The organism is Paraflavitalea sp. (assembly GCF_059502485.1).
Map to the genome: position 1 here is coordinate 941746 of NZ_JCACET010000011.1, position 25770 is coordinate 967515.

Consider the following 25770-nt stretch of genomic DNA (forward strand, 5'->3'; position numbering starts at 1 on the left):
TTATTAATGGGGTTGAGGTATATCATTCGTCCGCGCTGCATACGATTGCGCAAGATTTTGCCCTATGGGCCTGCATTTCGGCAATTTTCTCTACTTTGCCGCCTGTCCATGAAGGCCAGGCCTTATGGACTAATGCACACCAAAAAAATCAGCATGAATCGCAGAACGTTCGTAAGAAATGCCGGCCTCGCCACTGCCGGATTTGCCATCCTGCCCGCCAGCCAGTTATTTGCACAACAACAAAAAGTGCGTTTGGGTATTATCGGCGTAGGAATGCGCGGACAGAACCACCTCGACAACGCCTTGCGCCGCAGCGATGTGGAAGTAACCGCTATTTGCGATGTCGACGAACGCATGCTGCAAATGACAGCAGACCTCATTAAGAAAAGCGGCAAGCCCGCCCCCAAAATATTCAAAGGAGATGTGAACGCCTGGAAAAAGCTCGTAGAGTTGAAAGACCTGGATGGCGTGCTGATCGCCACACCCTGGGAATTGCATGCCCCCATGATCCTTGGCGCCCTCGAAGCAGGTATTAAATATATAGGCACAGAAGTGATGCTCGGCATTACCCTCCAGGACCATTGGGACGTAGTAAAAGCAGCAGAAAAACACCATGCACAAGTGATGATGCTGGAAAACGTTTGCTACCGCCGCGATGTAATGGCTGTGCTGAACATGGTACGCCAGGGATTGTTTGGAGAACTCATTCACCTGCAGGGAGGCTACCAGCACGACCTGCGCGAAGTAAAGTTCAACAACGGAAAAGACCCTTACGGCGGTGGTGTGGAGTTTGGCGACAAAGGCTTCTCAGAAGCGAAGTGGCGCACCAACCACTCTGTGCACCGCAATGGCGACCTCTACCCCACCCACGGCATCGGACCAGTAGCCACTATGATCGATATCAATCGCGGCAACCGGTTTGTGTCACTATCCAGCTTCTCTACAAAAGCAAGAGGATTGCATGACTATATCGTAAAGAAAGGCGGAGAACAACACCCCAACGCCAAGGTAGAATTTAAACTGGGTGATGTGGTGACAACGATGATCCGTTGTGCCAACGGAGAAACAGTACTCCTGCAACACGATACCAACCTGCCCCGCCCCTACTCCTTAGGGTTCAGGGTACAAGGCACAAAAGGCCTGTGGATGGACGTAAACAAGTCTATCTACATCGAAGGTGTAAGCCCTAAAGCACACGCGTGGGAAGAAGCCAAAAGCTACCTGGACAAATATGATCACCCCTTGTGGAAGCGTTGGAGCAAAGAAACTGAAGGCGCTGGTCACGGCGGCATGGACTTCTTTGTACTGCACGCATTCGTTGAATCCATCAAACGCAAAACAGCTACCCCCATGGACGTATACGATGCAGCCGCCTGGAGCGCCATTACACCTCTCAGTGAAATGAGCATCGAGCTGGGTAATGAAACAGTTGAATTCCCCGACTTCAGCAGCGGACAATGGATGTACCGGAAGAACGATTTTGCTTTGGACGACCAGTATTAGTCAGGAACGATGAAAAGCTTGCCAGTTGAAAGGAAAGATTTGATTTACGTACAGGCATCACTTATGAATGATACTATATTAGAAGCGGCGGCCCGGCAATTTGGACATGGGCAACCAGTGATCAACAAACTGGGCAATGGATTGATCCATCATACCTATAAAGTGGATTTTATTGGCGCCAATGGCAATGGCTCCATCGTGCTCCAAAGCATCAACCGCCACATGTTCAAGCAGCCGGAAAACATTATCCATAACTATCGCCTGGTGTATGAAAGCATCGCCGCCCATAATGGGTTATACATAGCGCCCCTGGTTCCTACGCTTGCAGGACAATGGTTTTGGGAAGATGGACAAGGCTCTTTCTGGCGGGCTACCAGTTTTGTGAGAGGGTCCTATACACAAACCATTCCCCAAACGACAGCAGAAGTATACAAAACAGCCCAGTGCTTTGGTCATTTCACGCGCTCACTGAATGCCATAGATACTACCCGGTTAAAAATCATCATACCCCATTTCCACGACCTCGCCTTACGCTACGCCCAGTTTGAGCAAGCAGTAAGTCAGGCTGCCATAGGAAGACTGCTAAAGTCTACACACGTAATAGCCGAGCTGCGACAGCGCAAAAAGCTGGTAGATTTTTACGAATTTATACAACAACACCCGGCAGATTACCACACAAGGGTAATGCACCACGACTGTAAGCTGAGCAATATCTTATTGGACACTGTTAGCCACCAGGCCTTGTGCCCGGTAGACCTTGACACGGTGATGCCTGGCCTCTACTTTTCTGATGTAGGCGATATGATCCGTAGCATGAGCGCCACACAGGATGAGAACAGCACACAGTGGGAAGAGATTGCTATCAATGCAGATTTCTACAAAGCCATCATTGCCGGCTACCTCGACGGTATTGGTGATAACTTCACGCCTGTCGAGAAAGAAAACATTCACAAAGCCGGACTGATGATGGTGTACATGCAATCACTCCGCTTTGTTACCGACTTCCTCAACAATGATGTGTATTACAAAATAGACTATCCGGAACAAAACCTGAACCGGGCACTCAATCAACTGATCTTACTGGAGAAATTAGAAGAATTTGTAAGCGTATTATAAGCTGCAACAATTGCCCGGCCCTTTAGGGCCGGGATCACAACAATCAAAAGTTTTCCGGGCTTTAGCCCAATTCCGTATTACTTTCCAAAGTACTCGATCTCTTCCTGTAAATTCAGGAATGAATGCTTTTCCTGCAACTCCTTTGCTTTATCAAGGTGGGCTTTTAAGAATCTCTTGTGCGCTTGCGTATCTGGATGAAAAGCCTTGTGCTTGCGGGCAATAACGATCTTCTGTACTTCGCCAGCAAGTTGCTGGGCCTCCGCATCTGTATAATGCTTCATGAACTTTTCCAACACAAAACTGGTAGCCGGGTAATTGGGATGCACCATATCTACATCATAATACCGGTAATCACGCAACACATCGATCACCAGCTCATAAGCCGGGAAATAATACAGTCTGTCGAACTTGTTAACCAGGTGATGCACCACTTCCATTAAACGCGCCTTGCTGCGGTTATTGTCTACTACGCCGTCCCGTATATGACGCACCGGGCTTACTGTAAAAATCACCCGTAAGTCGGGATTGAATTTGAATACCTGGTACAGACTATTATCCAGCACACTATTAGTCTCCTCGATCGTCATCAGGTGCTTGCGAAACCACTGACCGGGCGCCCGGTGGCAGTTGGCTACCGCTTCATCTTTACTACCTACGGTGGAAAAAGTATTTACGCCCACATGTGTAACAGCAGGTGCCTGGTCCGTTAACCGGTAAGAAAAGGAGCTGCCCAACGTGATGATGAGCCATTTGGCCTTCTTCAGAAACTCATGAGCCCGCTGCTGCGAAGCATTGATGTGTTGTATCACCTTTTGCTGATCGATATGAGAGAAGCGGCTATGGTGTTGCCAGCTTTGCCATACCTCATTGAGGTAAAAAAGATCATCAGCAGTATATTGCTTGTTCTGCACGTAAGATACAAGACTGGCCGCCACGCTGGCCGGATCGAAAAGAATACCATTGGGGTTTTGCAGCACACTGAACTTCAGTTCCTGCAGGCTATTACCGATATGCTCCGTAAAACAGGAACCCGTAAGCATGATAGGCTCGCGGTAATTGATCGTAACAGGCGGAGCGGGAATATTTATATCTAACATGAAATCCATGAAGCAGAGAATTGAAAGTCGTCAATAGAAACTAACTAATAAATATTTTATCGGCCAGCACGCTGCAACGTTGCAGGGCTTCCTTATTAAGCACAGGCAACAAACCCTGTTGTTCAAAATAAGGGATCATCCATTCCGTATTCATATTACCCACCAGCTCGTCATCGGCCATGGGACAACCGCCAATACCTTTTAAAGCGCCGTCGAAGCGGCCGCAGCCTGCCTGTACCGCTGCCTCCAGCTTGGCCTGTTGATTGAAAGGAGTAGAATGAAGGTGCACGCCAATCTCCGTATCGGGCAAGGTGTCGACCAGGTACCTGGTTATTGAGCCCACTTGCTCCGGCGTAGCCACCCCTACCGTATCCGCCAAAGAAATAATGCCAATATCCATCGCCACCATTTTATCGACCCATTCAAACACGATCTCAGGCGAATAAGGATCGCCATAAGGATTGCCGAAGCCCATGGAAATATAAACCACCAATTGCTTGCCCGTCTTGATACAAAGATTCTGTATCTCCTCCACCCTTTCCAGTGATTCCTCGATGGAGCTATTGGTATTACGTTGCTGAAATGTTTCGGACACCGAGAAAGGAAACCCGAGATAGGATATCTGGTCAAACACCACCGCATCCGCCGCACCCCGTTCATTCGCAATAATGGTCAGCAGTTTCGTCTTCGAGCCGGAAAGGTCCAGTTGGGGGATCACCGCTGCGGTATCAGCCATCTGCGGAATGGCTTTGGGAGATACAAAACTTCCACAATCCAAAGTATCGAATCCTACCTGCAACAGGGCGTTGAGATACTCCACCTTTTGCGGAGTAGGAATAAAATGCTTCCAGCCCTGCATGGCATCCCGGGGACATTCTATCAGTTTTACCGGTTGGTTCATAATAGCGTATTGGGGAGCAAAGGTAATAATCCTGCGGTAATGGCCCTCCCCTTGCCCATCCAGGCAAAAAACGATATTTTCAATACCCTGTAACGAATTGAACCGGAAGACCACTAATAGATTTGTAAACAACCTTAACCCCTTGGGAAAGAAAAGCAAGCGGAAACGACAAGGCCCCGCAAGGAACCAAAGCTTCACCTCAAATGAAGACGATAAGTACCAGACGAATCTGGCTTACGGCATTCTAATAGCCGGAATTCTTCTTTTTATTTGGGGAGTCAAGCTGGCTGAAGATACATTTATACCTAACCGCATACTATGGCTCACAGCACTTGCAGGTGCATCCATTGCTGTTACAATTATTGCCTGGCTATGGCGTAGATTCCGGCACGAATGGGGGCTGAGCTGGTATATATCATTGACGCTCTTCCTTGGGATCATGGCAGGCGTGCCAGTGCCTTTCTTTGCAGTTAATGCCATTAACTACTACTTCAAAAGTGAAGATGAAAAGCAAGTAATCCCCACACTACTGAAAAAGGAATACGTCAATAAAAGGAAACGTAAATGCAGGTACCCATATGTAGTCGTTTCACTGAATGATATACCTACCAGGATAAACTTTCCCTGTGGCACTGAAATCCTGGATGAATACAAAGTTGCACTAACGGTATCCGAAGGAGCCCTGGGATACTATGTGATCACCGACAAGCGTTTGATAGAGTAGAAATATGCCATAATATGCTTATATTCATACCGGTAACGATCATAAACACCTGCGTACAACCCTAAAAAACATCCATGCTTAAAAACAGCTATATTCTCATTGCCTGTATAACCCTGTTTATTGGCTGTAGCCTGCCCGATACAAAAAAGCCCATCGCCATGATGGATAAGTATTGGGCATTTTATAAGGCTAAAAAATATGATAGCTTAAAGTCCTTTTACCTAAAGTCAGCTATTCCCGAAGAGCAGTTTCCAAAGATGTTTGCAGTAATGGAAAAACTGTCCAATGAGGTAGGTAATATTACACAGATCAACCTGACTAAAACGACTACCAATAATACAACCCATGATGGTAAAACAGTTGAGCTCACCTACACGGCGGTTCACGAGCGAGGTACGGTCGAATATGAGTTCAAGCTGAAAGCATTGTCAGATGGTGAGTTTAAGATCCAAGACCAATCCTTCAGCAAGTAAAACCACTCCCTCAGGCATCACAACTTCATGTCATGGAAAACACATTTACCGACATATTACAAGCAGACACAGACCGTATCACCAAAGCCCAGAGTATTGCAACACTGATCAGTGCGTCGAAAGGATATGTGTGGGTGGGATTGTACGATGTTTCTGCAGAACACATCAGCATGATCGCATCTACTGGTGAAACACCTGCCGTACCTGTTTTTCCACGCAACAAAGGATTGAACGGTAAAGCCGTTGCCAATAAAGCGGTGGTTGTAGTAGAGGATGTAAGCAAAGACCCTGATTACCTGACTACCTTCGACAAAACCCAATCAGAAATAATCATTCCTATATTTTCACCCGTCACCAATGAAGTAGTAGGCACCATCGATGTAGAAAGCCATTCCAAAGACGCCTTCCACGAAGCAGATATTGCGTTCCTGCAAGCCTGCGCAGAGCAGATAAAAACTTTATGGAATTTCTAAATGAGCAGGTAAGCACCAACCATGAAATCATTCTTCACCTTGCTGATAGCTTTACTGAGTGTTGCAGTTGGCTTTGCCCAGCGTATTGTTGATTCTACTTTTTATGAGAACGGAGTAATCAAAAGTTATGGCCATTATGATTCTACATACAAGCATTGGAACTTCTATCAATTTTATAGAGACGGGAAACTTTCCAGCCGGCAAAAGTTAGATCCGGTTTATCTTCAGAATTGTGATTCATTTGTAGCTTATTATCCCGGTGGACAGATTGCGTGGATATTGCCACATAATGGCCGATTTGCTACCGGTAAGCTTGAAGAATTCTACCCTTCCGGCCAATTAAAACGGTCAGGCTATTATTACCGGTATTTCAAAACAGGTGCGTGGAAGGAATACTATCCCGATGGACAACTCAAGACAGAAAGCTATTTCTCTTTATCGAAGTCAGATTCATCTTTCTACCGCCGTCTGACTCCGATAGATTATAAAACAGGATTTGCTACAAGCGACACTTTAAGTTGGGGCGGAACGGATACTGTGTTAACACAAAAAACCGATGTATTCTATCCTCCGATGTATTATAGCTTCACCGTTTTAATACCTAAGAAGACGGGGGTATGGATAACATATGATCAGGAAGGCAGGGTTATCAGACGTACCAGGTACTCCAAACAAAAGTAAAGACCTGACCTCCTTTTTTCTTATCTTGGACATCTCATCAACCATTACTTGCCTGTACCTGCCAACCGGAAGGTACCGAAGCCCGGTTTACATTACTCAAATCAACACTAACTATGTTTTATTCAAGACTAATAACCTTGTGTCTTACTGCCTTGATCTTATCCGGTACACTCTGCGCACAAAATGCCCCGACTGCACCCAATCCCAAAGTGGAGACCTGGAAAAAGGAAACGATCAAGTCATTAGACGGGAAGTATAAGACGGCCCAGGAAATGGTAGACATGGTGTTCAGCTTTTCCGAACTGGGTTTCCAGGAAGAAGAGAGCGCAGCCTACCTCACCGGCATCCTCCAAAAGAATGGCTTTACCATCGAAAAAGGAATTGCAGGCATACCCACTGCCTGGATGGCGAAATGGGGTAATGGCAAACCGGTGATCGCGCTGGGCAGTGATGTAGATTGTATTCCCAAGGCCTCACAAAAACCAGGCGTTGCTTATAAAGAGCCCATTGTGGAAGATGCGCCCGGTCATGGTGAAGGACATAATTCCGGATTACCACTCGTGATCCTATCGGCGATTGAAGTAAAGAAGATCATGGAGCGGGAGAAGTTGCCCGGCACCCTGATCATCTGGCCCGGGGTGGCTGAAGAAGTAGTTGGTTCCAAAGCCTGGTATATCCGCGATGGCTATTTCAAAAATGTAGACGCTTGCCTCTTTACACACGTAGGCAGCAACATGGGTGTCTCCTGGGGCGACGCCGGCAATAATGGCCTCGTATCTGTAGAGTTTAAGTTTGAAGGAAATGCTGCACACGCAGCAGGGCAACCCTGGCGTGGTAAGAGCGCGCTCGATGCTGTAGAGTTGATGGACATTGCCTGGAACTTTAAAAGAGAACACCTGAAGCCTACACAACGCTCGCACTATGTGATCACCGATGGTGGCGATCAGCCCAACGTAGTGCCTTCCAAAGCATCAGTGTGGTATTACCTGCGGGAAAGGACTTATGAGGACATCAAAGCGATGTACGATGACGCTATACTGTATGCCAAATCGGTAGCCGCCATGACAGGCACTACTGTATCCCATAAATTATTAGGCACCGCCTGGCCAGGGCATTTCAATAAACCTATTGCAGAGTTGGTATATAAGAACATACAAACTGTTGGCCTGCCCACCTGGGATTCAGCTGATCAGCGGCTGGCAAGAGCTGTACAGAAAATGTCTGGCGCTCCCAAGAAAACCCAACGTGGTGAACCCATCGACGGACTTGCCATGAAGCTGGACACACTCAACGGCCCAGTTCAATTCTCTTCCGGTGGCGGTAGTGATGATATTGCCGACATTGCCTGGAATGTACCTACCGTTGTATTCCGCTATCCTTCCAATATTCCCGGCACACCCGGACATAGTTGGGTAGACGCCATCTCCATGGCTACTCCAATTGCCCATAAAGGCGTACTGGCAGGCAGTAAAGTAATTGCCGCTACGCTGTTGGATATGCTTACCAATCCAAAATCAATTACCGATGCGTGGGATTACTACAAAAATGTGCAAACCAAAGAAGTGAAGTACATTCCTTTTGTGGAGGCTACCACCCCACCCGCCACACACCTGAACAAGAAGACCATGGACCAGTTCAAACCGCTGTTGAAGAAATACTATTACGATCCTTCAAAGTATAAAACCTACCTGGAACAATTGGGTATTCAGTATCCGCAGGTAGAGAAGAAAGCTTTTTAACCTAACCATGCATGTCAGGCATGAATTCATTCAACCTGACATGCATCCCTATCAGCTATTTAGATAGCAGCCAACAGAGCAGGATCAGGAGCAGGTTTTAGGAGGAGGTGTTAAGCCCACTTGCAAAAATGAAAAGTAAGTGATATTTTAAGGGGATAAAAGCAACCCCTAACCAATATGCGCCCTTTATTAACCGTCCTATCCTTTTTATTGATCCTGAGTTGTAATTCCAGGCCTTCCGCAATGTCGAAAGAAGAATTTGCAAAAGTATACATGGATACTTTAAGCAAAGTATATCCCACTTTCAAATTCGAGCTGAATAGCGACCTTTCCATTACAGCTATGAGAGACAGCATCGGGTTCAAGCATTTCATTGATAATATCTATGTTGCCTATGAGACAGAGCCCGATTCTATACAAAGCATCTTCCGGAGATACCTTGCTTCCACCGCAGACCTCTTCAAGTTCGAAAACAAAGGGATTAATACAGCAGAGATTATTCCTGTGATCAAGCCTGCCAATTACCTCGAAGAAGTAAGTAAGAGCATCACAGAGAAAGAACAAGAAAAACCCGCTCCCCTTGTTTCAGAAAAATACAACAGTGAGTTATTGATTACTTATGTACAGGACACAGAGAGCAGTATGCGCTACCTGACTGATGAAAACTTTAAAAAACTAAACATTTCCAAAGACTCATTGAGGTCTATTGCTATACGGAACCTTGACAAAGTGCTATCAAACGCCAAGATCCATGGTGGAGACGGTGTATATATGGTAACGGCCGGAGGCAACTACGAAGCCAGCCTTATTCTGCCACCCGGACTTTGGAACAGGGAATACTTCCCCGTAAAAGGCGACTTTGTAATGGCCGTCCCCTCCAGGGATCTACTTCTGATAACAGGCAGCAATGATAAAGCGGGGATCGCTAAGCTAAAAGAGTTTGTTGCCCAATCTTACAAGACAGGCAACTATACGATATCAGACCATCTGTTTAAATGGACAGGAAAGAAGTTTGAAAGGTTTGATTAAGCGTATTACAATCGCTGCTTCATAGCCTCATAGAGTATGATACCTGCAGCTACTGAAACATTGAGTGATTCGAAATCACCTGCCATGGGTATTTTGAATACATCATCGCAGATCTTCAGTAAGCCCGGGAACACGCCTTTGTCCTCGCTGCCCATGATGGCGCAGCAGGGTTCAGTATAAGGCAGTTCAAATACCATCTTGGTGGCTGTCATTTCTGAAGCATATACTTTGATGCCATTGAGATGTAGGGTATCTACTGCTTTCATGAGGCTACCGACGCGGCATACATGCACTTTTTCAAGTGCGCCAGCCGATGACTTCATGGCTTCTTCATTCAACGCGCCTACTCCTTTATCAGGAATTATAAGCGCCTGTGCGCCGCAGCATACTGCCGTGCGGGCAATAGCGCCGATGTTGCGTACATCGGTCACCCCGTCCAGCATAATAAACAAGGGAGTTTCACCGGCGCCTACTACATGGTCTATCACCTGTTGCAGGTCGAGGTACTGGACCAGCCCGGCAATGGCAATACAGCCCTGGTGATTTGCTTTGGTAAGGGCATGCAGCTTCTCGGGGGGCACCTGCTGTATAGGAATGTTGTTATCACGTGCAAGCTGGCGGATGGTGCCAATAGAGTCACCAGCCACGTTGCGCTGGAATAATATCTTATCGATAGGACGACCTGATTGAATGGCTTCAATGATCGGTTGCCGCCCAATGATCAGGGAGGATTTCTTAATGCCTGGTTTCTTATGATATCCGTCCATCGGCTAACATCAGTTTTACTTTTAAAATGGCTGCTACCGACATGGAGTCGGTGATCTGTCCCTGCTCTACCATGCGGTAAGCTTCTTCAAACGGCACTTTACGCACCTGCAATTGTTCAGTTTCTTCGGGGCAGGCTGTTTCCTGGCTCAATTCCCGTGCAAGATAGATGATCGCATGCTCATCGGACACAGAGTTGGACAAATGCATCTCCATGAGCTTCGTCCAGCTTTTAGCTACCAGGCCTGTTTCTTCCAGTAATTCTCTTTGGGCCGACAGTACTGGCTCCACATCCAGCGCTCCGCCTCCCTCTGGTATTTCCCAGCTATACTGGTTGATCGTAAAGCGGTACTGCCCTACCAGCCAGGTGTTCAGTTGCTCATCCAATGGAAAGGCGCCAATAGCCAGCCCTTTGAAATGTACTTTACCATATATCCCTTTTCCCCCTGAAGGATTGATCACATCGTATTCCGTGACGCCAATCCAGGGGTTGTCGTAGATCTTCTTTTCTCCTTTTACCTGCCAGGGATTATGGTGTTCATTCATGGGGCGAAAATAGATAAAATAAAAAAGCTCCCGACTTAAGTCGGGAGCCCTTCTGTTTTTTTCAGCAACTATTTGGAACTAAATGCCTTTTTAACCTTAGCTACATAGTCCAGCTTCTCCCAGGTAAACAGCTCCACTTTCTTCTTAATTGTTTTGCCATCTGGTGAAGTAAATGTCTTTTCCACTACTTCAGGTTTGCGGCCCATGTGTCCATAAGCAGCAGTCTCACTGTAGATCGGGTTGCGCAATTTCAGGCGCTGCTCGATGAAGTAAGGACGCATATCGAATACTTCAGAAACGATCTTAGATATCTCACCGTCGTTCATGTTAACCTTGGCAGTACCGTAGGTATTGATGTAGATACCCATTGGTTGTGCCACACCGATTGCGTAAGAAACCTGTACCAGTACTTCTTCGCAGATACCGGCAGCAACGAGGTTCTTGGCAATGTGACGGGTAGCGTAGGCTGCAGAGCGGTCAACCTTGGAAGGATCTTTACCGCTGAAGGCACCACCACCGTGTGCACCTTTACCACCGTAGGTGTCTACGATGATCTTACGGCCTGTAAGACCTGTATCACCGTGTGGTCCACCGATCACGAATTTACCAGTGGGGTTGATGTGATACTTGATCTTGTTATTGAACAGGTGAGCGTATTTCTTGTATTTAGCTTTAACGCGGGGGATCAGGATGTTTACCACATCTTTCTTGATCTGGTCCAGCATCTTGGTTTCAGCAGCGAAGTCATCGTGCTGAGTAGAGATTACGATGGCATCAATGCGCACAGGCTTGTTGTTGTCATCGTATTCCAGGGTTACCTGGCTCTTTGCATCAGGACGCAGGTACTTGATCTGTTTTCCTTCCCTTCTCAAAACAGCCAACTCAAGCAGCAGCTTGTGAGCCAGGTCCAATGCCAGGGGCATGTAATCCTCTGTTTCATTGGTGGCATAACCAAACATCATACCCTGGTCGCCAGCGCCTTGCTCTTCTTTCTTCTTACGATCAACACCCTGGTTAATATCAGCTGATTGTTCATGGATAGCAGACAATACGCCACAAGAGCTTGCTTCGAACATGTACTCGCTCTTGGTGTAACCAATTTTGCGGATCACAGCCCGGGCAATCTCCTGAACATCCAGGTAAGCGCCAGACTTAACCTCACCAGCCAGTACTACCTGTCCGGTAGTTACCAACGTTTCGCAGGCTACTTTAGACTGAGGATCAAATGCGAGGAAGTTATCGATAAGCGCATCAGAGATCTGATCGGCTACTTTATCGGGATGCCCTTCCGACACACTCTCCGATGTAAATAAATACGGCATGATTGTTTGATTTGATAAAGGTTGAAATTCAGAATGTTTAATGGATTATTCCAAACAGGCGCAAAGATAAGCGTCCAACTTAAATTTTAGAATAAATAATTCGAACTCTCATCTTTTGCGTAGGGTGATTGCCGCCTCCGGCTACCAACCTACCATTGGCAATTGGACTGTTTACGAATACAAAATTGGGCAAAGCATTCGATTTTCCGTCAGGCAGCTGATACCATGGATCAGCAAAGAACGGTGAGTAGATCCGCAAGGTATAATAAGGCAATTTCCTGGTTACTACACTTTGCAAATAGCGGGTCAAATTAAATACATATTTCTTATTATTCAAAGCGCCGCCTAAATTAGTTACATCATACCCATTTCCCTGACCCGTGTAAATAAAGTCATTCCGGATGGTAAAGGTAGAGTCGCCTGCTGCATTGATGGCATCGATGAACAACAACGAAGGAGGGGTATAGATGTTATCCAGTGCAGAAGTAACCTGCTCTATGATCAGCTCTGCACGGTGTATAGTCCGGTTTACATTCTTGAAGGTATCCAGACCGGGGACCTTTACAGTAGCAAAAGAACCTGGGGCTGTTTGCAGGTATACCTTATCATCATTGGGCGTCCCATTGTTGAGATAGGTCAAATAATTGTGTGCTTCATTACGACGGATGAGGTTGGCCTGATTTCCGTCAGTATAGCTAAATACCGTAGTAGTGGTGTCGATGACGCCATTATTTTGTACACGGGTATAGAATGTGAGCTTGGTGTTGGTAGTACTGGCAAGGCTTACATAAGCAAGGCCCGTCTTTGTAGGAGAAGCACTGCTTGCTTTAATAGCCAGTCCCCTAAAGTATGTCTTGAAGGCAGAATCCGTTTTATACTGAACAGCTGTATCGTAGTTCACGAAACGGCGACCCCAGGCAGTATCCAGTTTGATCCGCAACTCATTGGCAGTCCTCACCGTGTCCGTTTTTTCAATATAGATCAGTGAGTCATTCAGCAAATTGAAATCTATATCCCGGCTGCCGATCTGCCCGCCGGTTACAGCAAATTCATTTTCGCTGATACGGTAAACAGAATCTTTGAAATTACCGGGAGCAGGATCGATCTCAAATACTTCAAAACGCTCGATGGAGTTGGTATCGCCATATACTCCGCCGGTCGCCAATGATAATACAATGGAATCTATGATAACGGAGTCATTAACAGCAAATGGGTGAACTCCATAGGAACTGGGATTGAAAGCAGCCCAAACGGAAGCTTGTGTGCTTCCAAATTCGGGATCATCTCCTATGATACCGAGGGCATGTAAGGAGGAACCGGTAATACGGGTAGTGTCGGGAAACCGGAAGTTATCTGTTTCAACGTCGAGGATCGTTTCAAATGTATGTACGTTATCTACAGCCGGGATCAGTTCATTTCCAAGGTCGGTTGTATCTATTTTGGTACAAGAAGTATAGAACATCAAACCGGCCAAAGCAGTAATGACAAATAGAGAAAATTTCCTATTCACGTAGTGATTGTTAACAGTTTACGGAATTAAAGCCTATTTGGCAAGGTCGGAATACAATTGCAAATAGTCTGTTAAATCGGACTCAGCATTATAGGTAAGTACCTTTTTACCTTTCACCTTACCAAACTCCTCTACCAGTTTCTTGTCGACCTTTTCAGCGCCAAATGTCACGGCATCTGCATAGGCAGCGCCACCACGCATCAAGGCTGTGTTGTTAAGCTCTTTGAAGGGCTCCAGGTCTTTATCCTTGATGTTTGGGCTGATGTTGGCCAACTTCAGGAAATTGGGACCCAGTTTTTCCTTAAAACTGTTATTACCGATGGTATAGATCACTTTGCTGTGGGCAAATACGGGCTCTTTTTTATAGGCCGTTTTTTGATACAGGGGAATAAGACCGGTCATCCAGCCGCTGCAGTGAATAATGTCTGGAGGCCAGCCAAACTTCTTAACGGTTTCCAGGGCGCCTTTGCAGAAAAAAACGGTACGCAGACCATTGTCGTCGAACCATTTTTCGTCATCGTCGTGGAATATGGACTTGCGTTTGAACAGGTCTTCATTGTCGAGGAAATAAACCTGTAGACGGGCGTTGGGCAGGGAAGCCACTTTGATCTGGAGGGGAAAATCATCATTGTCAACAGAGACGTTAATACCAGATAACCGTACTACTTCATGGAGCCTGTGCCGCCTCTCATTGATCACCCCAAAGCGGGGCATAATGCAACGAACTTCGAAACCACCTTCATTTGCTTTTATCGCCAGCCGGTTAACAGTTTCCGAGAATTCCGTCAGCTCCAGGTATGGAGACATTTCGTTGGCAATAAATAAAATTCTTTTCTTTGTCAGCATTATGATTATAATTGGTTGCGGATAACCATTTTTAAAAACAGGGTGCAAAGTTAAGGTATTTTATTAGAAAAATGGGGGGCATAGCCTATCCCATGCCTTTAAATCGCTCAAAATGATCATTTTTAAGCAGGCTGCCGCACTGAGAAAGTATCTGGAGCAGCAAGGATCGATGCAACGAAAAACAGGCTTCATTCCCACAATGGGAGCGCTTCACGAGGGGCATCTTACCCTGGTGAAGGAAGCTCAAAAACATATAGACATCACGGTTTGCAGCATTTTTGTGAACCCCACGCAGTTCAACGATCCCAACGACTATAAGAAGTATCCCAAGACGCTCGACAAGGACATCTCCCAACTGGAGAAGGTGGGTACAGATATTCTTTTCCTGCCATCTGTGGACGAAATGTATCCACAGGGTATGCACCAGTTGGAACATTATGACCTGGGTTATCTTGAAACGATCCTGGAAGGGCAATTCCGGCCGGGTCACTTTCAGGGTGTGTGCCAGGTAATGGCCAGGCTGTTGCAGCAGGTGCGGCCCGATCAGTTGTTTATGGGCCAGAAGGATTACCAGCAATGTATGGTGGTGAAGTGGCTGTTGAAGTATTTGAAGATGGACACGGAGTTTGTGGCTGTGCCCACGATCCGGGAGGCCGACGGGCTGGCCATGAGTAGCCGCAATATGCGGTTGCCGGAGGCAGACAGGAAAAAAGCCACCGCCATTTACCGGGCGCTGGAGCATATACGACAGCACCTGACTAAAGGGACGCTCGCGCCACTACAGGCCGAAGCAGCCAGTATACTGGAGCAGGAAGGTTTTAAGGTTGAATACATCGCGTTGGCGGATGCCGACACGCTGGCTCCCCAGGATAGCTGGGATGGGCAACAGCACCTGGTGGCGCTCATTGCTGCCTTTTTGGGGGAAGTGAGGTTGATCGATAATATGCGGATGGGGCAGTAAGCTATTTAAGCTGCCATGTTGTTATCGTGAAACGGTATGCGGACCGACAGTGAGCAGCCACGCCCCTGACCTGACTGTACGACAGCCTCTCCTCTGAATGTCCTGGCCCGCTCATAAATTCCGGGCAGGCCCACTCCTACCGTTGCTTGTTGCAAGTCGAAGCCGATACCGTTGTCTTTTATGCAGAGATGTACAATTCCATCTTCCAGCTTCAGGGAGATTTTCACCTTCGATGCTTTGCTGTATTTGATCGTATTGGTCATTTGTTCCTGGATGATGCGGAACAAAGCTGTCTTTTTGGGAGATGACAGTAATTCATAATTGCTGTTATCAGAAGAAAACGTGATCGAGAAGGTCTGTGTATAGCTGATCTCATCTACCAACGTGTTGATATCTTCCATCAATGTTTGTTCTTTCCTGGGCTGACCAGTCAATCTGGAAGATAGATTACGCACCTCATCTATTGCTTTCAACAGTGATCCCAATGCCCTACCCTGTAGTTGCTGATTAAATCCGTCGGGCAATTCCATTGCTTCCAGTGTGAGCTTGGCTACCATCATCAACTGGTTCACATTATCGTGCAGCTCGTGAGCTATGCGCTTGCGTTCTTTTCGCTGCGCTGCAGCAATGGCTTTCTTCGTTTCTTTTTGATGTTTTTGTCTTTCCTGCGCCAGTTCCTGCTCATGTTTTTCCTGCTGGCCTGTCAAAGGGAAGGAATAGATAGGCTGGTCTTTGGGCTGGCTGAAGACCGGGGATTGTTTGCGTTGCGAATCAAATAGTAAATATGGCTGCATGGCTGGATTTTATAGCGGGGTAATTGATATAGGGGTCAACTTGTAAGGAATGCGGTTCAAGTAGATTACCAAAAACTGTGCGCTGCCAAATAATGCTTTTAGGAAAGATCGGTGACAACAAATTCATGCACGCGTTTTCCTGTTTGTTGGGCCTTTTGGGTCAAAACATCACAGGCAGCACACAGCTAAGGATACGAACCATTACCATTAAACATTAAACCTTAATTTATGAAAAAAGCAAAAAAGTATATCGTTTACAGGCCAGTGATAAGGCCGGGTATTTTATCGAAGTCTTTGGATTTATCCAGAAAATCAGTTGCTCCCAGTGACAGGCAAAGCTTCTTTAAATAATTATCTACCTGGTTGGTGAGTACGAATGCTTTGAGTTCCCATTGTTGCTGGTTGATGACACGGAGCACATCGATCCCGGTTTTGCCTGGCAACCCAATATCGAGGATTACCACATCTGTTTTCCCTTCCTGCAATATTCCCAGTGCTTCTTCGTAATTGCCGGCTTCCTGTACTTCTGCTACATTCTTCAATTCCGTCAACATACTGCTTAGCCGCTCTCTGATGAGCGTTGAATCTTCTACCAGGAGTATCGCCAGCATGTTGTTTGTCATTAACCGTTTTGTTGATACAAAGTAACATCATCCGCGAGCCGGAAAAAATAGAGCAGACGATGAACATGGTGTAGTATATATACTACAGATGGAGCAGGACAGGTAGTAGAATGCTTTAAATCAAGTGATTTTCAATGGCGTAGCGGGTGAGCTCGGCATTGGTTTTGAAGTTCATTTTCTCCAGGATGCGGGCACGGTAGGTGCTTACGGTGGTAACTCCCAACGAAAGTTTTTCCGCAATTTCAGACACCGACCTGCCGGAAGCCAGCAGCTTGAATACGTTGTACTCGCGATCGGACAATGCTTCATGGGCAGGGGCATCGGAAGCTGGCGAATCCAGTTTATCGGCCAGCCTTTCAGCTACTGCTGCTGTTATGTATTTTCGTCCTTGCAGTACACGGTTTACTGCCGTGACCAATTCTTCTGCAGCAAGGCTTTTATTGAGGTAGCCTGAAGCACCGGCTTTCAATACCCGGAGCGCGTATTGTTCTTCGGGGTGTATGCTCAATATCAATACCGGTAACTTGGGGGCGTGCTGGCGTATCTGGCCAAGGGCGTCGAGTCCACTTTGGCCAGGCATCGACAGGTCGGAGATGACAACGCTCCACTCTTCGCTGAATACTTTTTTAAGGAGGCTTTCTGCATCGCTCACTATCTCGATGTGTGCGCCGGGAAATTCTTCCAATAGTATTAATTTAAGGCCCGCCTGTACAATCGTATGATCATCTGCAATAAGTATACGTAACATAAGATAAGTGTTCTGTATTTTATAAGGGAACGACCACTGAAACGGTTGTTCCGCTGCCCGGTGAGCCGGCAATTTCATATTGTCCTCCAATATTAATCACCCGCTCGCGCATACCCAACACGCCGAGTGTCTTTTTCTTTCCGGCCACGCCGGCTTCAAAGCCCTTGCCATTATCGGCTATTGTCATCACAAACTTATCCTCTTTACAATCGATCCTGACATCAACTTTGGTGGCGCCCGAATGACGGGCCACATTGGTCAGTGCTTCCTGGTACACCCGGAATATGGCGGTAGCTTTTTCGGCCGGGATCACCGGCGATTGCTCAGGCATGGAGAGCTGCACTGGTATATTGAACCTTGTTTCAAACTCCGCTCCGTGCCATTCTATAGCGGGTAATAATCCAAAATCATCCAATGCAGCTGGTCGTAGTCCTGTAGATATCCGCCGTACCGTTTTTACCATTTCATCCAACAGTTCCAGCAAGGTGGCAAACTTCGCCTTGATCGTATCATTATCCGACGGTACTTTTTTGGATAGCCATACTACGTCCATTTTAAGGCCAGTGAGCTGTTGGCCCAGTTCGTCGTGTATCTCCCGGGAAATCCTCAATTGTTCCTGTTCTCTTACTTCCAACTGGTGGGCTGAAAGCTGCCGGAGCTGTTCTGTTCTCTCCTGTACCTGCCGTTCAAGGTGTTCATTAAACATCCGAAGTTTTTGCTCGATCAGCCTTCGTTCTGTAATGTCTCTTATAGAAGCGGTGATCAATAATCCTTCATCTGTTTGCAATGGTGAGAGACTGATCTCTACCGGAAACATGACCCCATCTTTTTTCTGTGCTTCCAACTCCCTGCCGGCGCCCATTGCTCTTGCCTGCGGATTTTTAATATAGCTTTTTACGTGTTCCGTATGTCCTTTTCGCAACATATCGGGTATCAATATTTCGACTGGTTTTCCCAGTAATTCTTCGCGGGTATATTTAAAAACTTCTTCTACCTGTTTGTTGATCATTTCTATAATGCCGCCGGCATTTACGATCACGGTGGCATCCGGGGCGGCATTCAGCAGATCACGGAATTTTTGTTCGGCTCTTATTCGTTCTGTAATATCTCTTATGACGGTAACTGTACCTGTATTTTTATCATCTTTCCTGATGATGGAAGAAGAAACAAGCACATCGATAAGGGTATCATTTTTTGTGTGATGCTTTGCTTCTCCTTTCCAGTAACCACTTTTCAGGTATGCCTGGCGCAGTTCATCGGCGTTGTGTTTTTCATAGATGGGTTTTATAATCGCCCGGAACTCACGCCCTATGACTTCTGCGGCTGTCCATCCGTACATTTCTTCTGCGCCTTTGTTCCAGGATACGACCCGAAAATCGTTGTCCGTGGAAACGATCGCATCTGAGATATTCTGGAGCAGGGAGGCATTGTATATGATCTCATCTTCGCTTCGCTTCAAGGCTTTGTAAACGCTTTCTTTTTCTGCATCCCACTTGTTCAATAATCCTATGGCATTCCAGATCAGCAGCAGGAAAAAGGTGATTACTGCCATGACTAATATTGTTGCACCAAACTCTTTGGTAAAAACGCCTTTCCAATCGCCATATAAACGCAGCCATCCCAGGATCACCGGGATAATGATCGTAGCCGGTATGAAGAAACGCGCCACCCTACTGCCGGCATACGCTCCTGTAATGACTCCCATCACTCCTTTATCCGGATTGGCCAGCAGACAGGCCAAAGACAGTAATAAAAAACAGGTGGCAGAAAGAAAGGACATCGGTATGTATTCGAGTATAGCGTTGAATACTTCTACTCTGTACAGGTATCCCACCAGGGAGAAAAAAGCGACCAGATTAATTAACAGTGTGATGGCTTGAATGATCCTGTGGCTGCGTAGGGTGCCTACCGGTAGCAGAAACAAGGCGATGCCTGTCAGCACAAAACAAAAGGCAGCATTGGGAGCTATAATACTCGTTCTACCGGCAGCCATTTCGGTCAATACTTTTTCGGTAAACAGTAATTTGTCGGGCGTCTCGTCAATGATCCCAAACAGGCTAAGCAGTTTCCACAAGCCAAAAGCCGCGATCACAATGGCCAGGCTCCTGCCCAGTTGTACGCTGGCAGTATACATTTCGGCTGGCGTTCTCAAAAACAGGAAAGCGATGGCGGCTAAGCCCATGATGGTGGCCGAAACGGGATTCATATTCACCTTGTCGGCAAACGGACTTCTGAGTGCCGGGAGGTCGAATTGCCAGCCAATCAATACAAGGAGGGAAATGAGTAAGGTAGCGCCTGACAGGTACACAGCCCACTGCCTAAGCTGTTGCTTAAGCCGCGTGTCGATTGTTTTTTCCTGGTTTATGGCATGGTCTACAGGCATAGTCTCTTTGAACCCGTATTGAGGTTATCTGATCTGGTATAATGAGTTGATTATCTACCACTAATTGCATACAGTGGGGGTCTGTAAGCGGTGAGCCATAACCGGTATCAAATTAGCCTTTTTTTGCTCATAATGAGCATTAAAGGGTAAAAATTTATCATTACACCGGGGTCAGTGAGACAATATGCTATATTATCATTTACGTTAATCCGTCATCAACTAACAAACGTTCGAAACTCAGTAAACTTTTATAGCTTTGCAGCCGTTTTTATAGGGCGCTCAATATTGGGGCGTTTCCGAAATGGAAATTAACAGTCAAATCAATCAACGATCATGGATATAGAAGTGCTCAAATCCAAGGTACACCGGGCAGTAATTACTGAAGCCAACCTCAACTATGTGGGTAGTCTTACGCTCGACGAGGACCTGATGGAGGCAGCCAATATGATAGAACACGAAAAGATCCAGGTAGTAAATGTGAATAATGGTTCCCGGATCGAAACTTATCTTATCAAAGGTAAAAGGGGCTCTGGCGTATGCTGCCTCAATGGTCCCGCTGCCCGCCAGGGTGCTGCCGGTGATATTGTGATCATTATTTCCTACGCCCGCATGGACTTCGAAAAGGCTAAATCCTTTAAACCGTGGTTAGTATTCCCAAAAGAGGGCAATAAATTGTAACAATACCGTTATAATAACATTACCGTTATATATTGTCCCTATTTTTGTGACAACCAACTTCTCCCGAACTTATGAATAAAAAGATTGCCGGTTATCTTCAATATGCATTGTTTTTAGGGCTGGCAATCTTCCTGGTATGGTGGTCTATCAAGAAGATCCCCGATACGGAGTGGGAGAATATCAAAGCTGCGATTCGCAAAGCCAGGTACTGGCTTGTATTCCCTATCATGGCCGCTTTATTGCTCAGTCACTACAGCCGGGCCATGCGCTGGAAGATCCTGATGGAGCCTTTAGGTTTTAAGCCTCGTACTTCCAATACTTATCTTGCTGTTCTTATCGGTTATCTGGCCAATCTTGCTTTTCCCCGCCTGGGTGAGGTATTAAAGTGTACTGTGCTGGCCAGGTATGAAAAAGTACCAGCCGACAAGCTCGTAGGCACCATCGTAGCAGAGCGGGCTTTTGACGTAATCTGTCTTGTCCTTGTTATCACCATTGCCACGCTCACGCAGATCGACGTGATCGGAGAATTCGTAGGTAAGCAAGTGGACGTTTTATTTGCGGATAAAGCCAGTAAGCTGACGCCCGGTAAGATCACGCTGCTGATCGTCATTCTGCTGGTACTGGTGGGTGGTGCCATTTTCGTATTCAAGAAATTCTCTCATATTGGCTTTATTCAGAAAGTAAAAAAGATCCTCGCAGGGGTTTGGGGCGGTGTTACCAGTGTACGGTATGTGAAGCAGAAGGGATGGTTCATCTTCCACAGTATATTTATCTGGGCCATGTACCTCCTGAGCGTGTGGATAGGCTTTTATGCGTTGGAAGAAACATCTGTCTATGGCCTTACCGAAGCGCTGTCTGTGCTCTCTACAGGTAGTCTTGCCATGATCATGCCTACTCCCGGCGGACTTGGCGTATATCATATTTTTGTACAGAAGACGCTCTCTCTTTATGGATTGAATGACGGCATAGGTACTGCTTTTGGTTTATTAATGTGGACTGTTCAATTCTTCCAGATGCTCATCAGTGGATTTGTTGCCTTAGCTTTGCTGCCATATTTCAATAAGAAGAAAAACGAAGTTGCTCATGCGCAAAGCGGACATCATAGAGAAAAAGATCTTCACCCTTCCTGAGCTGGTGAAAAGAATAGCCCAATGGCGTGTATTGGGCAAAACGATTGCCTTTACCAATGGCGTATTCGATATCATGCACCGTGGTCATATTGCTTCATTATCGCAGGCTGCCAGCGAAGCCGATCTCCTCGTCGTTGGTCTCAACTCCGATGCTTCCACCAAACGCCTGAAGGGCGATAGCCGTCCTGTCAATGATGAGCAGGCGCGTTGTATTGTAATGGCTTCTTTACTGATGGTTGATGCTGTAGTACTTTTTGAAGAGGATACGCCGCTCGAGCTCATCAAGGCTATCATGCCTGATGTAATTGTAAAGGGGGGTGATTATACCGAAGATCAAATTGTAGGCGCCAAAGAAGTAAAAGCCAATGGCGGTAAAGTCGTTATCAATCCCATTGTTGAAGGATTCTCCACTACCGGCTTGATCGGAAAGATCAATAAGCTTTGAGGTATTGGCTATTAGCCTTTAGGTGTTAGCTTTTAGCAACATCGGGGTTTACATTCTATACATTCTTTCTACTTCCAGCACGATGGTCTCCATTTCCTGCTCGCTGCCTTTGGCATCGTAGGGCTGTTTGAGGTTGCTGTTGAAGAAGAAGGCTACTGTTTGATACATGCGTGCTGTAAAACCACCTTTGTATTCTTTGATGATCTCATAGCAATTGTTGCCGGTTTGCCGGTTGATGAGCTTCATGAGGACTTTGCCCTGGTATACGGAAAGGTTGCTGAGGGGATCGGCAAACTCTTTCTTCAATTCTTTCTCTCTTGTCTTCAGGTATTTTTTGCGCTGTTCTTTATCAGTCACTCCTGCCAGTTTTGCATTGATCTCGTTGATGATCCCGCCTGCTTTGCGGGCATAGGGATAGGTAACATAAATGGCATTGCGCAGGCGCGTCCACTCCTGCCTTTTCTTCAATAAATGTTTGGGATAGGGAGCGGTAACCCATAGCCATTCCAGGTTGCCGGAAGGTATCAGCTGGTTGCCGGCGATGATAGCGGGTACCGGGATCGTGTCATTGGGTCCTAAAACGGGTTGTTCTACTCCTGGCGGCACCGGAATGGTATCGGGTGTTTGGGCCATGGACCTGCCAGTGAAGCATATGAGTGCTATCGCCAGCGTAAAACAACTGTATTTAATGCGTTGGGAAACCATTTAGCTTACACAAAATAGCAATTATTCCTAAGGAATAATACCGTTAAGACAAACTTAGTAACCCGGTTTGCTGCAAATTTTTTCGTTAAAATTCCTGAATACGTGAAAACTGTTAGGCAACGGTTTTCTCCCTCGCTTCTCTCGCTGGTGTTTTGACTGGTTTTAACAGCCTGATCCTGTACACCATACTCATAACAAATCCAACAACCATGAGTACTGTACCTAACCACACGAGCTTAATGAAGGGGAATTGCAGCACTTTGAGGGCGATAAAGGGAACCATTTGGGAAGATTCCTTTATACGTATTTCAATGTGCCGGTCATCTATTACCCGTGCCAGGCTTACGGAGAGTCCCTGGGAGAACACCGTATCCATGATAAACTGTGGCTCGCTGTTCTTCAGGTAGAATACCGGGCGGGCGATTATCTTCTTCTGTTCGCGGGTTATGATGCCCAGGTTGGCCATGATGGCCGTGTCGCCTGCCTTGAAGTGGAATTTATCGGTTTTGGGGTTTATCGTAACGCTGTCGAGCGTCATGAAACCATTGGAGTAAAAGAGTGTGTCACCCACCTGTACTGTATCGGCACGGTACTTCGCAGTATCTTTCTCATCCTGCATTTTGGTGGAGTAGTTGATATATACGAAAATATCTTTATTCCAGTAGTGACGGGCGTCGGGGTTGTTGGAATAGCCTTCCTGCCCTTTCGTATTCCTGATCAGATCGGGATAGAGCGGGAATCGTTCTTTGCCGTCCTTGCTTTCCATATCGATACGGAAGTAGGTCATCTTCCCTTTCTGCGTCACGGAGTCGTTTGCATAGGTTGCCCAGTATTTGCCCATGTCGGTACGCACACCCTGGTAGAGGGTGAGGTTTTCGACGCCTTTCTCTTTTTGGTCGGGACCAAAGTTGAGGGGGTTGACAAAGTTTTGGGACAGTACTTCTTTTTTAGAAGAAGATATCAGCACGCCTACGAGCATAATGCCAAAGCCAATGTGGGCTACTGACGGGCCTGCAACTTTAAGTTTTCCTTTCAGTCCGCTCCAGATATAGGTAGCATTTCCCACCACTGCATAGATGCTCGCAAACAAAGCCATGTGTATGGCAGCAAGGAATCCAATTCCAAACTTGTCATAGTTAACATTGCCCCACATGCTGACCGATATTGAAATGGCCAGTGTTATTACTGTAGGTAATAACAGTTTCTTGAAGAATGTTGCTTTGGCAGTGTTCTTATACTTGAAGTATTGGGTAATGGCTGTGAGCACGCCCAATACCACTGCTACGAATACCTGTATCCGGTTGTAGGGAAACTCGCGGTCTTCGCCAATGGTGAATGCTGTACCGAATATCTTATTTATAACGGGCAGTGATGTAGCGATGATGATGAACAGGGCAGACAGGAACAATACCAGGGAGCCAATAAACATCCAGAATTCCCGGCTGTAGGAGCTTTCTTCTTTGGCAATGGCTGGTATCTTTTTATAGCGTGCAATGAACAGCACCAAGGATGGCACCAGGAATATAAGTACCAGTAACTGGAGTTGCCAGGTAGAACCGCTTCCTGTAAAGGCGTGTACCGATGTATCCTGCAGCACACCGCTACGGGTGAGGTAGGTTGAATACAGGATGAGGAGGAATGATGCAATGAAGAAGAAATGAGTAGCCCGGAGGGAATGGCCGGTAGAATTGTAAATGACTTGTGTGTGGATGCCTGCCACCAATACCAACCAGGGTACCAGTGAAGCATTTTCTACGGGGTCCCAGGCCCAGTATCCGCCGAAGCTGAGTGACTCGTATGCCCAATAGGCGCCCATCATAATTCCCAATCCGAGGATGCCGCCGGAGAATAAAGACCAGGGCAAAGCAGTTTTCGTCCAGCCGCCGTATTCTTTTTTCCAAAGTCCTGCCACTGCAAAGGCGAAGGGTACGATGGTAGATGCAAATCCAAGGAACAAAACGGGTGGGTGGATCACCATCCAGTAGTTTTGCAACAGTTGGTTTAAGCCTACGCCGTCCTGTATATTGTTCAGGTAATGAGGATCGTTGAAGATGGGTGCATTGGAAAACTGGTGGCGTGTGAGCATGAAGGGCGTGCTGCCAATTTTCAGATCGAAGAGGTAAACGCCCAGCACCATCGTTGCCATGATGATCTGTGCAAAGCTGATGACTGCCATCACCGGGGCTTCCCACTTTTTAGCTGTGCGGATCAGGATCATTCCTAACACGCCATGCCACAGGGTCCACAGGAGGAAGCTTCCCTCCTGCCCTTCCCAGATACTGGCGAGCAGGAATTTGGGCGACAGGGATTTGTCGGAGTGATTGTATGCGTAATAGTATTCGTAGTAGTGTTGTACGATGATGAAGAGGATGATACCAAAGACTGCAATTACTGACAATGCATCGGTGAAGAATGCGATGCGGCCTATTTTTCTCCAACTCGCGGCTTCATCGGGCAGCTTGGCATTGGCCGACTTTATATAGGCTATGCAGGCTACAATGGACGCTACTAAAGAGAGTATTATCAGAAAATGGCCCAACTGCCCGGGCAACAGGTGTTCACCAATGTAATCCATCAG

At 46.6% G+C, this 25770-nt stretch carries 25 protein-coding genes; 12 read left to right on the plus strand and 13 right to left on the minus strand.

Going from position 1 to position 25770, the window contains the following annotated elements:
- Window positions 1-153 precede the first annotated feature (153 nt).
- The gene (locus AC5JBY_RS31550) at window positions 154-1503 is read left to right on the plus strand and encodes a Gfo/Idh/MocA family protein (protein ID WP_495908692.1); all 1350 of its coding nucleotides are present in this window, start codon (window positions 154-156) and stop codon (window positions 1501-1503) included.
- Window positions 1504-1566: 63 nt separating this feature from the next.
- Window positions 1567-2619, plus strand: coding sequence for a phosphotransferase enzyme family protein (locus AC5JBY_RS31555; RefSeq protein ID WP_495908693.1), 1053 nt, complete (start codon window positions 1567-1569; stop codon window positions 2617-2619).
- Between the two features lie 77 nt (window positions 2620-2696).
- Here the strand turns inward: AC5JBY_RS31555 and AC5JBY_RS31560 are convergent, their stop codons facing one another.
- Window positions 2697-3725: a GSCFA domain-containing protein gene (locus AC5JBY_RS31560; RefSeq protein WP_495908694.1), complete on the minus strand. Its 1029-nt coding sequence runs from the start codon at window positions 3723-3725 to the stop codon at window positions 2697-2699.
- Between the two features lie 31 nt (window positions 3726-3756).
- Window positions 3757-4617, minus strand: a complete 861-nt coding sequence (locus tag AC5JBY_RS31565; protein ID WP_495908695.1) for a hydroxymethylglutaryl-CoA lyase — start codon at window positions 4615-4617, stop codon at window positions 3757-3759.
- Window positions 4618-4759: 142 nt separating this feature from the next.
- On the opposite strand from AC5JBY_RS31565, the gene AC5JBY_RS31570 reads away from it, so the two are divergent.
- The 6 genes from AC5JBY_RS31570 (at window position 4760) to AC5JBY_RS31595 (ending at window position 9736) form a co-directional block, all read left to right on the plus strand.
- Window positions 4760-5341: a hypothetical protein gene (locus tag AC5JBY_RS31570; RefSeq protein WP_495908696.1), complete on the plus strand. Its 582-nt coding sequence runs from the start codon at window positions 4760-4762 to the stop codon at window positions 5339-5341.
- Between the two features lie 74 nt (window positions 5342-5415).
- A complete protein-coding gene (locus AC5JBY_RS31575) occupies window positions 5416-5814 on the plus strand; it encodes a hypothetical protein (protein WP_495908697.1) in 399 nt (132 codons plus the stop codon).
- Window positions 5815-5846: 32 nt separating this feature from the next.
- On the plus strand, window positions 5847-6287 hold the full coding sequence (locus AC5JBY_RS31580) for a GAF domain-containing protein (protein WP_495908698.1): 441 nt from the start codon (window positions 5847-5849) through the stop codon (window positions 6285-6287).
- A gap of 21 nt (window positions 6288-6308) precedes the next feature.
- The gene (locus tag AC5JBY_RS31585) at window positions 6309-6968 is read left to right on the plus strand and encodes a toxin-antitoxin system YwqK family antitoxin (protein ID WP_495908699.1); all 660 of its coding nucleotides are present in this window, start codon (window positions 6309-6311) and stop codon (window positions 6966-6968) included.
- 113 nt (window positions 6969-7081) lie between these two features.
- Window positions 7082-8707, plus strand: coding sequence for an amidohydrolase (locus tag AC5JBY_RS31590; protein WP_495908700.1), 1626 nt, complete (start codon window positions 7082-7084; stop codon window positions 8705-8707).
- A 243-nt stretch (window positions 8708-8950) separates the two neighbouring features.
- A complete protein-coding gene (locus AC5JBY_RS31595) occupies window positions 8951-9736 on the plus strand; it encodes a DUF1444 family protein (protein WP_495908701.1) in 786 nt (261 codons plus the stop codon).
- Window positions 9737-9741: 5 nt separating this feature from the next.
- Here the strand turns inward: AC5JBY_RS31595 and rlmB are convergent, their stop codons facing one another.
- From rlmB to AC5JBY_RS31620, 5 genes are all read right to left on the minus strand, one after another.
- A complete protein-coding gene (rlmB, locus tag AC5JBY_RS31600; protein ID WP_495908702.1) occupies window positions 9742-10503 on the minus strand; it encodes a 23S rRNA (guanosine(2251)-2'-O)-methyltransferase RlmB in 762 nt (253 codons plus the stop codon).
- A complete protein-coding gene (locus AC5JBY_RS31605; RefSeq protein WP_495908703.1) occupies window positions 10487-11047 on the minus strand; it encodes an NUDIX domain-containing protein in 561 nt (186 codons plus the stop codon). The genes rlmB and AC5JBY_RS31605 overlap by 17 nt, the downstream gene beginning before the upstream one ends.
- 68 nt (window positions 11048-11115) lie before the next feature.
- Window positions 11116-12369 (minus strand): methionine adenosyltransferase, encoded by a 1254-nt coding sequence (gene metK / locus AC5JBY_RS31610; RefSeq protein ID WP_495908704.1) that lies wholly within the window; start codon window positions 12367-12369, stop codon window positions 11116-11118.
- Between the two features lie 79 nt (window positions 12370-12448).
- Window positions 12449-13879 carry a DUF4270 family protein gene (locus tag AC5JBY_RS31615; RefSeq protein ID WP_495908705.1) on the minus strand — a complete coding sequence of 477 codons (1431 nt, stop codon included), beginning with the start codon at window positions 13877-13879 and terminating at the stop codon, window positions 12449-12451.
- A gap of 33 nt (window positions 13880-13912) precedes the next feature.
- The gene (locus AC5JBY_RS31620; RefSeq protein ID WP_495908706.1) at window positions 13913-14725 is read right to left on the minus strand and encodes a glycogen/starch synthase; all 813 of its coding nucleotides are present in this window, start codon (window positions 14723-14725) and stop codon (window positions 13913-13915) included.
- Between the two features lie 112 nt (window positions 14726-14837).
- Here AC5JBY_RS31620 and panC point away from each other — a divergent pair, with 112 nt between their 5' ends.
- Window positions 14838-15686: a pantoate--beta-alanine ligase gene (panC, locus tag AC5JBY_RS31625; RefSeq protein ID WP_495908707.1), complete on the plus strand. Its 849-nt coding sequence runs from the start codon at window positions 14838-14840 to the stop codon at window positions 15684-15686.
- Between the two features lie 5 nt (window positions 15687-15691).
- Here panC and AC5JBY_RS31630 read toward each other — a convergent pair whose 3' ends face one another.
- From AC5JBY_RS31630 to AC5JBY_RS31645, 4 genes are all read right to left on the minus strand, one after another.
- Window positions 15692-16480 carry a sensor histidine kinase gene (locus AC5JBY_RS31630; RefSeq protein ID WP_495908708.1) on the minus strand — a complete coding sequence of 263 codons (789 nt, stop codon included), beginning with the start codon at window positions 16478-16480 and terminating at the stop codon, window positions 15692-15694.
- A gap of 254 nt (window positions 16481-16734) precedes the next feature.
- Window positions 16735-17103: a response regulator transcription factor gene (locus AC5JBY_RS31635; RefSeq protein ID WP_495908709.1), complete on the minus strand. Its 369-nt coding sequence runs from the start codon at window positions 17101-17103 to the stop codon at window positions 16735-16737.
- Window positions 17104-17218: 115 nt separating this feature from the next.
- Window positions 17219-17851 carry a response regulator gene (locus AC5JBY_RS31640; RefSeq protein WP_495908710.1) on the minus strand — a complete coding sequence of 211 codons (633 nt, stop codon included), beginning with the start codon at window positions 17849-17851 and terminating at the stop codon, window positions 17219-17221.
- 19 nt (window positions 17852-17870) lie between these two features.
- Window positions 17871-20234, minus strand: a complete 2364-nt coding sequence (locus AC5JBY_RS31645) for a PAS domain-containing sensor histidine kinase (RefSeq protein WP_495908711.1) — start codon at window positions 20232-20234, stop codon at window positions 17871-17873.
- Between the two features lie 333 nt (window positions 20235-20567).
- Between AC5JBY_RS31645 and panD the strand changes: the two genes are divergently transcribed.
- From panD to rfaE2, 3 genes are all read left to right on the plus strand, one after another.
- Window positions 20568-20912 carry an aspartate 1-decarboxylase gene (gene panD / locus AC5JBY_RS31650; RefSeq protein ID WP_495908712.1) on the plus strand — a complete coding sequence of 115 codons (345 nt, stop codon included), beginning with the start codon at window positions 20568-20570 and terminating at the stop codon, window positions 20910-20912.
- Between the two features lie 71 nt (window positions 20913-20983).
- Complete coding sequence (locus tag AC5JBY_RS31655; RefSeq protein WP_495908713.1) at window positions 20984-22042, plus strand: lysylphosphatidylglycerol synthase transmembrane domain-containing protein; 1059 nt, start codon at window positions 20984-20986, stop codon at window positions 22040-22042.
- On the plus strand, window positions 21996-22487 hold the full coding sequence (rfaE2, locus tag AC5JBY_RS31660) for a D-glycero-beta-D-manno-heptose 1-phosphate adenylyltransferase (protein WP_495908714.1): 492 nt from the start codon (window positions 21996-21998) through the stop codon (window positions 22485-22487). The genes AC5JBY_RS31655 and rfaE2 overlap by 47 nt, the downstream gene beginning before the upstream one ends.
- A gap of 48 nt (window positions 22488-22535) precedes the next feature.
- On the opposite strand, the gene AC5JBY_RS31665 is transcribed toward rfaE2, so the two are convergent.
- Together AC5JBY_RS31665 and ccsA are read right to left on the minus strand one after the other, a co-directional pair.
- Window positions 22536-23120: a DUF4294 domain-containing protein gene (locus AC5JBY_RS31665; RefSeq protein ID WP_495908715.1), complete on the minus strand. Its 585-nt coding sequence runs from the start codon at window positions 23118-23120 to the stop codon at window positions 22536-22538.
- A 184-nt stretch (window positions 23121-23304) separates the two neighbouring features.
- On the minus strand, window positions 23305-25767 hold the full coding sequence (gene ccsA, locus AC5JBY_RS31670) for a cytochrome c biogenesis protein CcsA (protein WP_495908716.1): 2463 nt from the start codon (window positions 25765-25767) through the stop codon (window positions 23305-23307).
- Window positions 25768-25770 lie beyond the last annotated feature (3 nt).

Coding starts and splice junctions, on each gene's coding strand:
- ccsA (WP_495908716.1), bottom strand. CDS start 25,767: ATGGATTACATTGGTGAACACCTGTTGCCCGGGCAGTTGGGCCATTTT.
- AC5JBY_RS31630 (WP_495908708.1), bottom strand. CDS start 16,480: ATGCAGCCATATTTACTATTTGATTCGCAACGCAAACAATCCCCGGTC.
- AC5JBY_RS31645 (WP_495908711.1), bottom strand. CDS start 20,234: ATGCCTGTAGACCATGCCATAAACCAGGAAAAAACAATCGACACGCGG.
- AC5JBY_RS31585 (WP_495908699.1), top strand. CDS start 6,309: ATGAAATCATTCTTCACCTTGCTGATAGCTTTACTGAGTGTTGCAGTT.
- AC5JBY_RS31580 (WP_495908698.1), top strand. CDS start 5,847: ATGGAAAACACATTTACCGACATATTACAAGCAGACACAGACCGTATC.
- AC5JBY_RS31655 (WP_495908713.1), top strand. CDS start 20,984: ATGAATAAAAAGATTGCCGGTTATCTTCAATATGCATTGTTTTTAGGG.
- AC5JBY_RS31560 (WP_495908694.1), bottom strand. CDS start 3,725: ATGGATTTCATGTTAGATATAAATATTCCCGCTCCGCCTGTTACGATC.
- AC5JBY_RS31640 (WP_495908710.1), bottom strand. CDS start 17,851: ATGTTACGTATACTTATTGCAGATGATCATACGATTGTACAGGCGGGC.
- panC (WP_495908707.1), top strand. CDS start 14,838: ATGATCATTTTTAAGCAGGCTGCCGCACTGAGAAAGTATCTGGAGCAG.
- AC5JBY_RS31635 (WP_495908709.1), bottom strand. CDS start 17,103: ATGACAAACAACATGCTGGCGATACTCCTGGTAGAAGATTCAACGCTC.
- AC5JBY_RS31590 (WP_495908700.1), top strand. CDS start 7,082: ATGTTTTATTCAAGACTAATAACCTTGTGTCTTACTGCCTTGATCTTA.
- AC5JBY_RS31605 (WP_495908703.1), bottom strand. CDS start 11,047: ATGAATGAACACCATAATCCCTGGCAGGTAAAAGGAGAAAAGAAGATC.
- AC5JBY_RS31555 (WP_495908693.1), top strand. CDS start 1,567: ATGAATGATACTATATTAGAAGCGGCGGCCCGGCAATTTGGACATGGG.
- AC5JBY_RS31575 (WP_495908697.1), top strand. CDS start 5,416: ATGCTTAAAAACAGCTATATTCTCATTGCCTGTATAACCCTGTTTATT.
- rlmB (WP_495908702.1), bottom strand. CDS start 10,503: ATGGACGGATATCATAAGAAACCAGGCATTAAGAAATCCTCCCTGATC.
- AC5JBY_RS31620 (WP_495908706.1), bottom strand. CDS start 14,725: ATGCTGACAAAGAAAAGAATTTTATTTATTGCCAACGAAATGTCTCCA.
- AC5JBY_RS31595 (WP_495908701.1), top strand. CDS start 8,951: ATGTCGAAAGAAGAATTTGCAAAAGTATACATGGATACTTTAAGCAAA.
- AC5JBY_RS31665 (WP_495908715.1), bottom strand. CDS start 23,120: ATGGCCCAAACACCCGATACCATTCCGGTGCCGCCAGGAGTAGAACAA.
- rfaE2 (WP_495908714.1), top strand. CDS start 21,996: ATGCGCAAAGCGGACATCATAGAGAAAAAGATCTTCACCCTTCCTGAG.
- panD (WP_495908712.1), top strand. CDS start 20,568: ATGGATATAGAAGTGCTCAAATCCAAGGTACACCGGGCAGTAATTACT.
- AC5JBY_RS31565 (WP_495908695.1), bottom strand. CDS start 4,617: ATGAACCAACCGGTAAAACTGATAGAATGTCCCCGGGATGCCATGCAG.
- metK (WP_495908704.1), bottom strand. CDS start 12,369: ATGCCGTATTTATTTACATCGGAGAGTGTGTCGGAAGGGCATCCCGAT.
- AC5JBY_RS31550 (WP_495908692.1), top strand. CDS start 154: ATGAATCGCAGAACGTTCGTAAGAAATGCCGGCCTCGCCACTGCCGGA.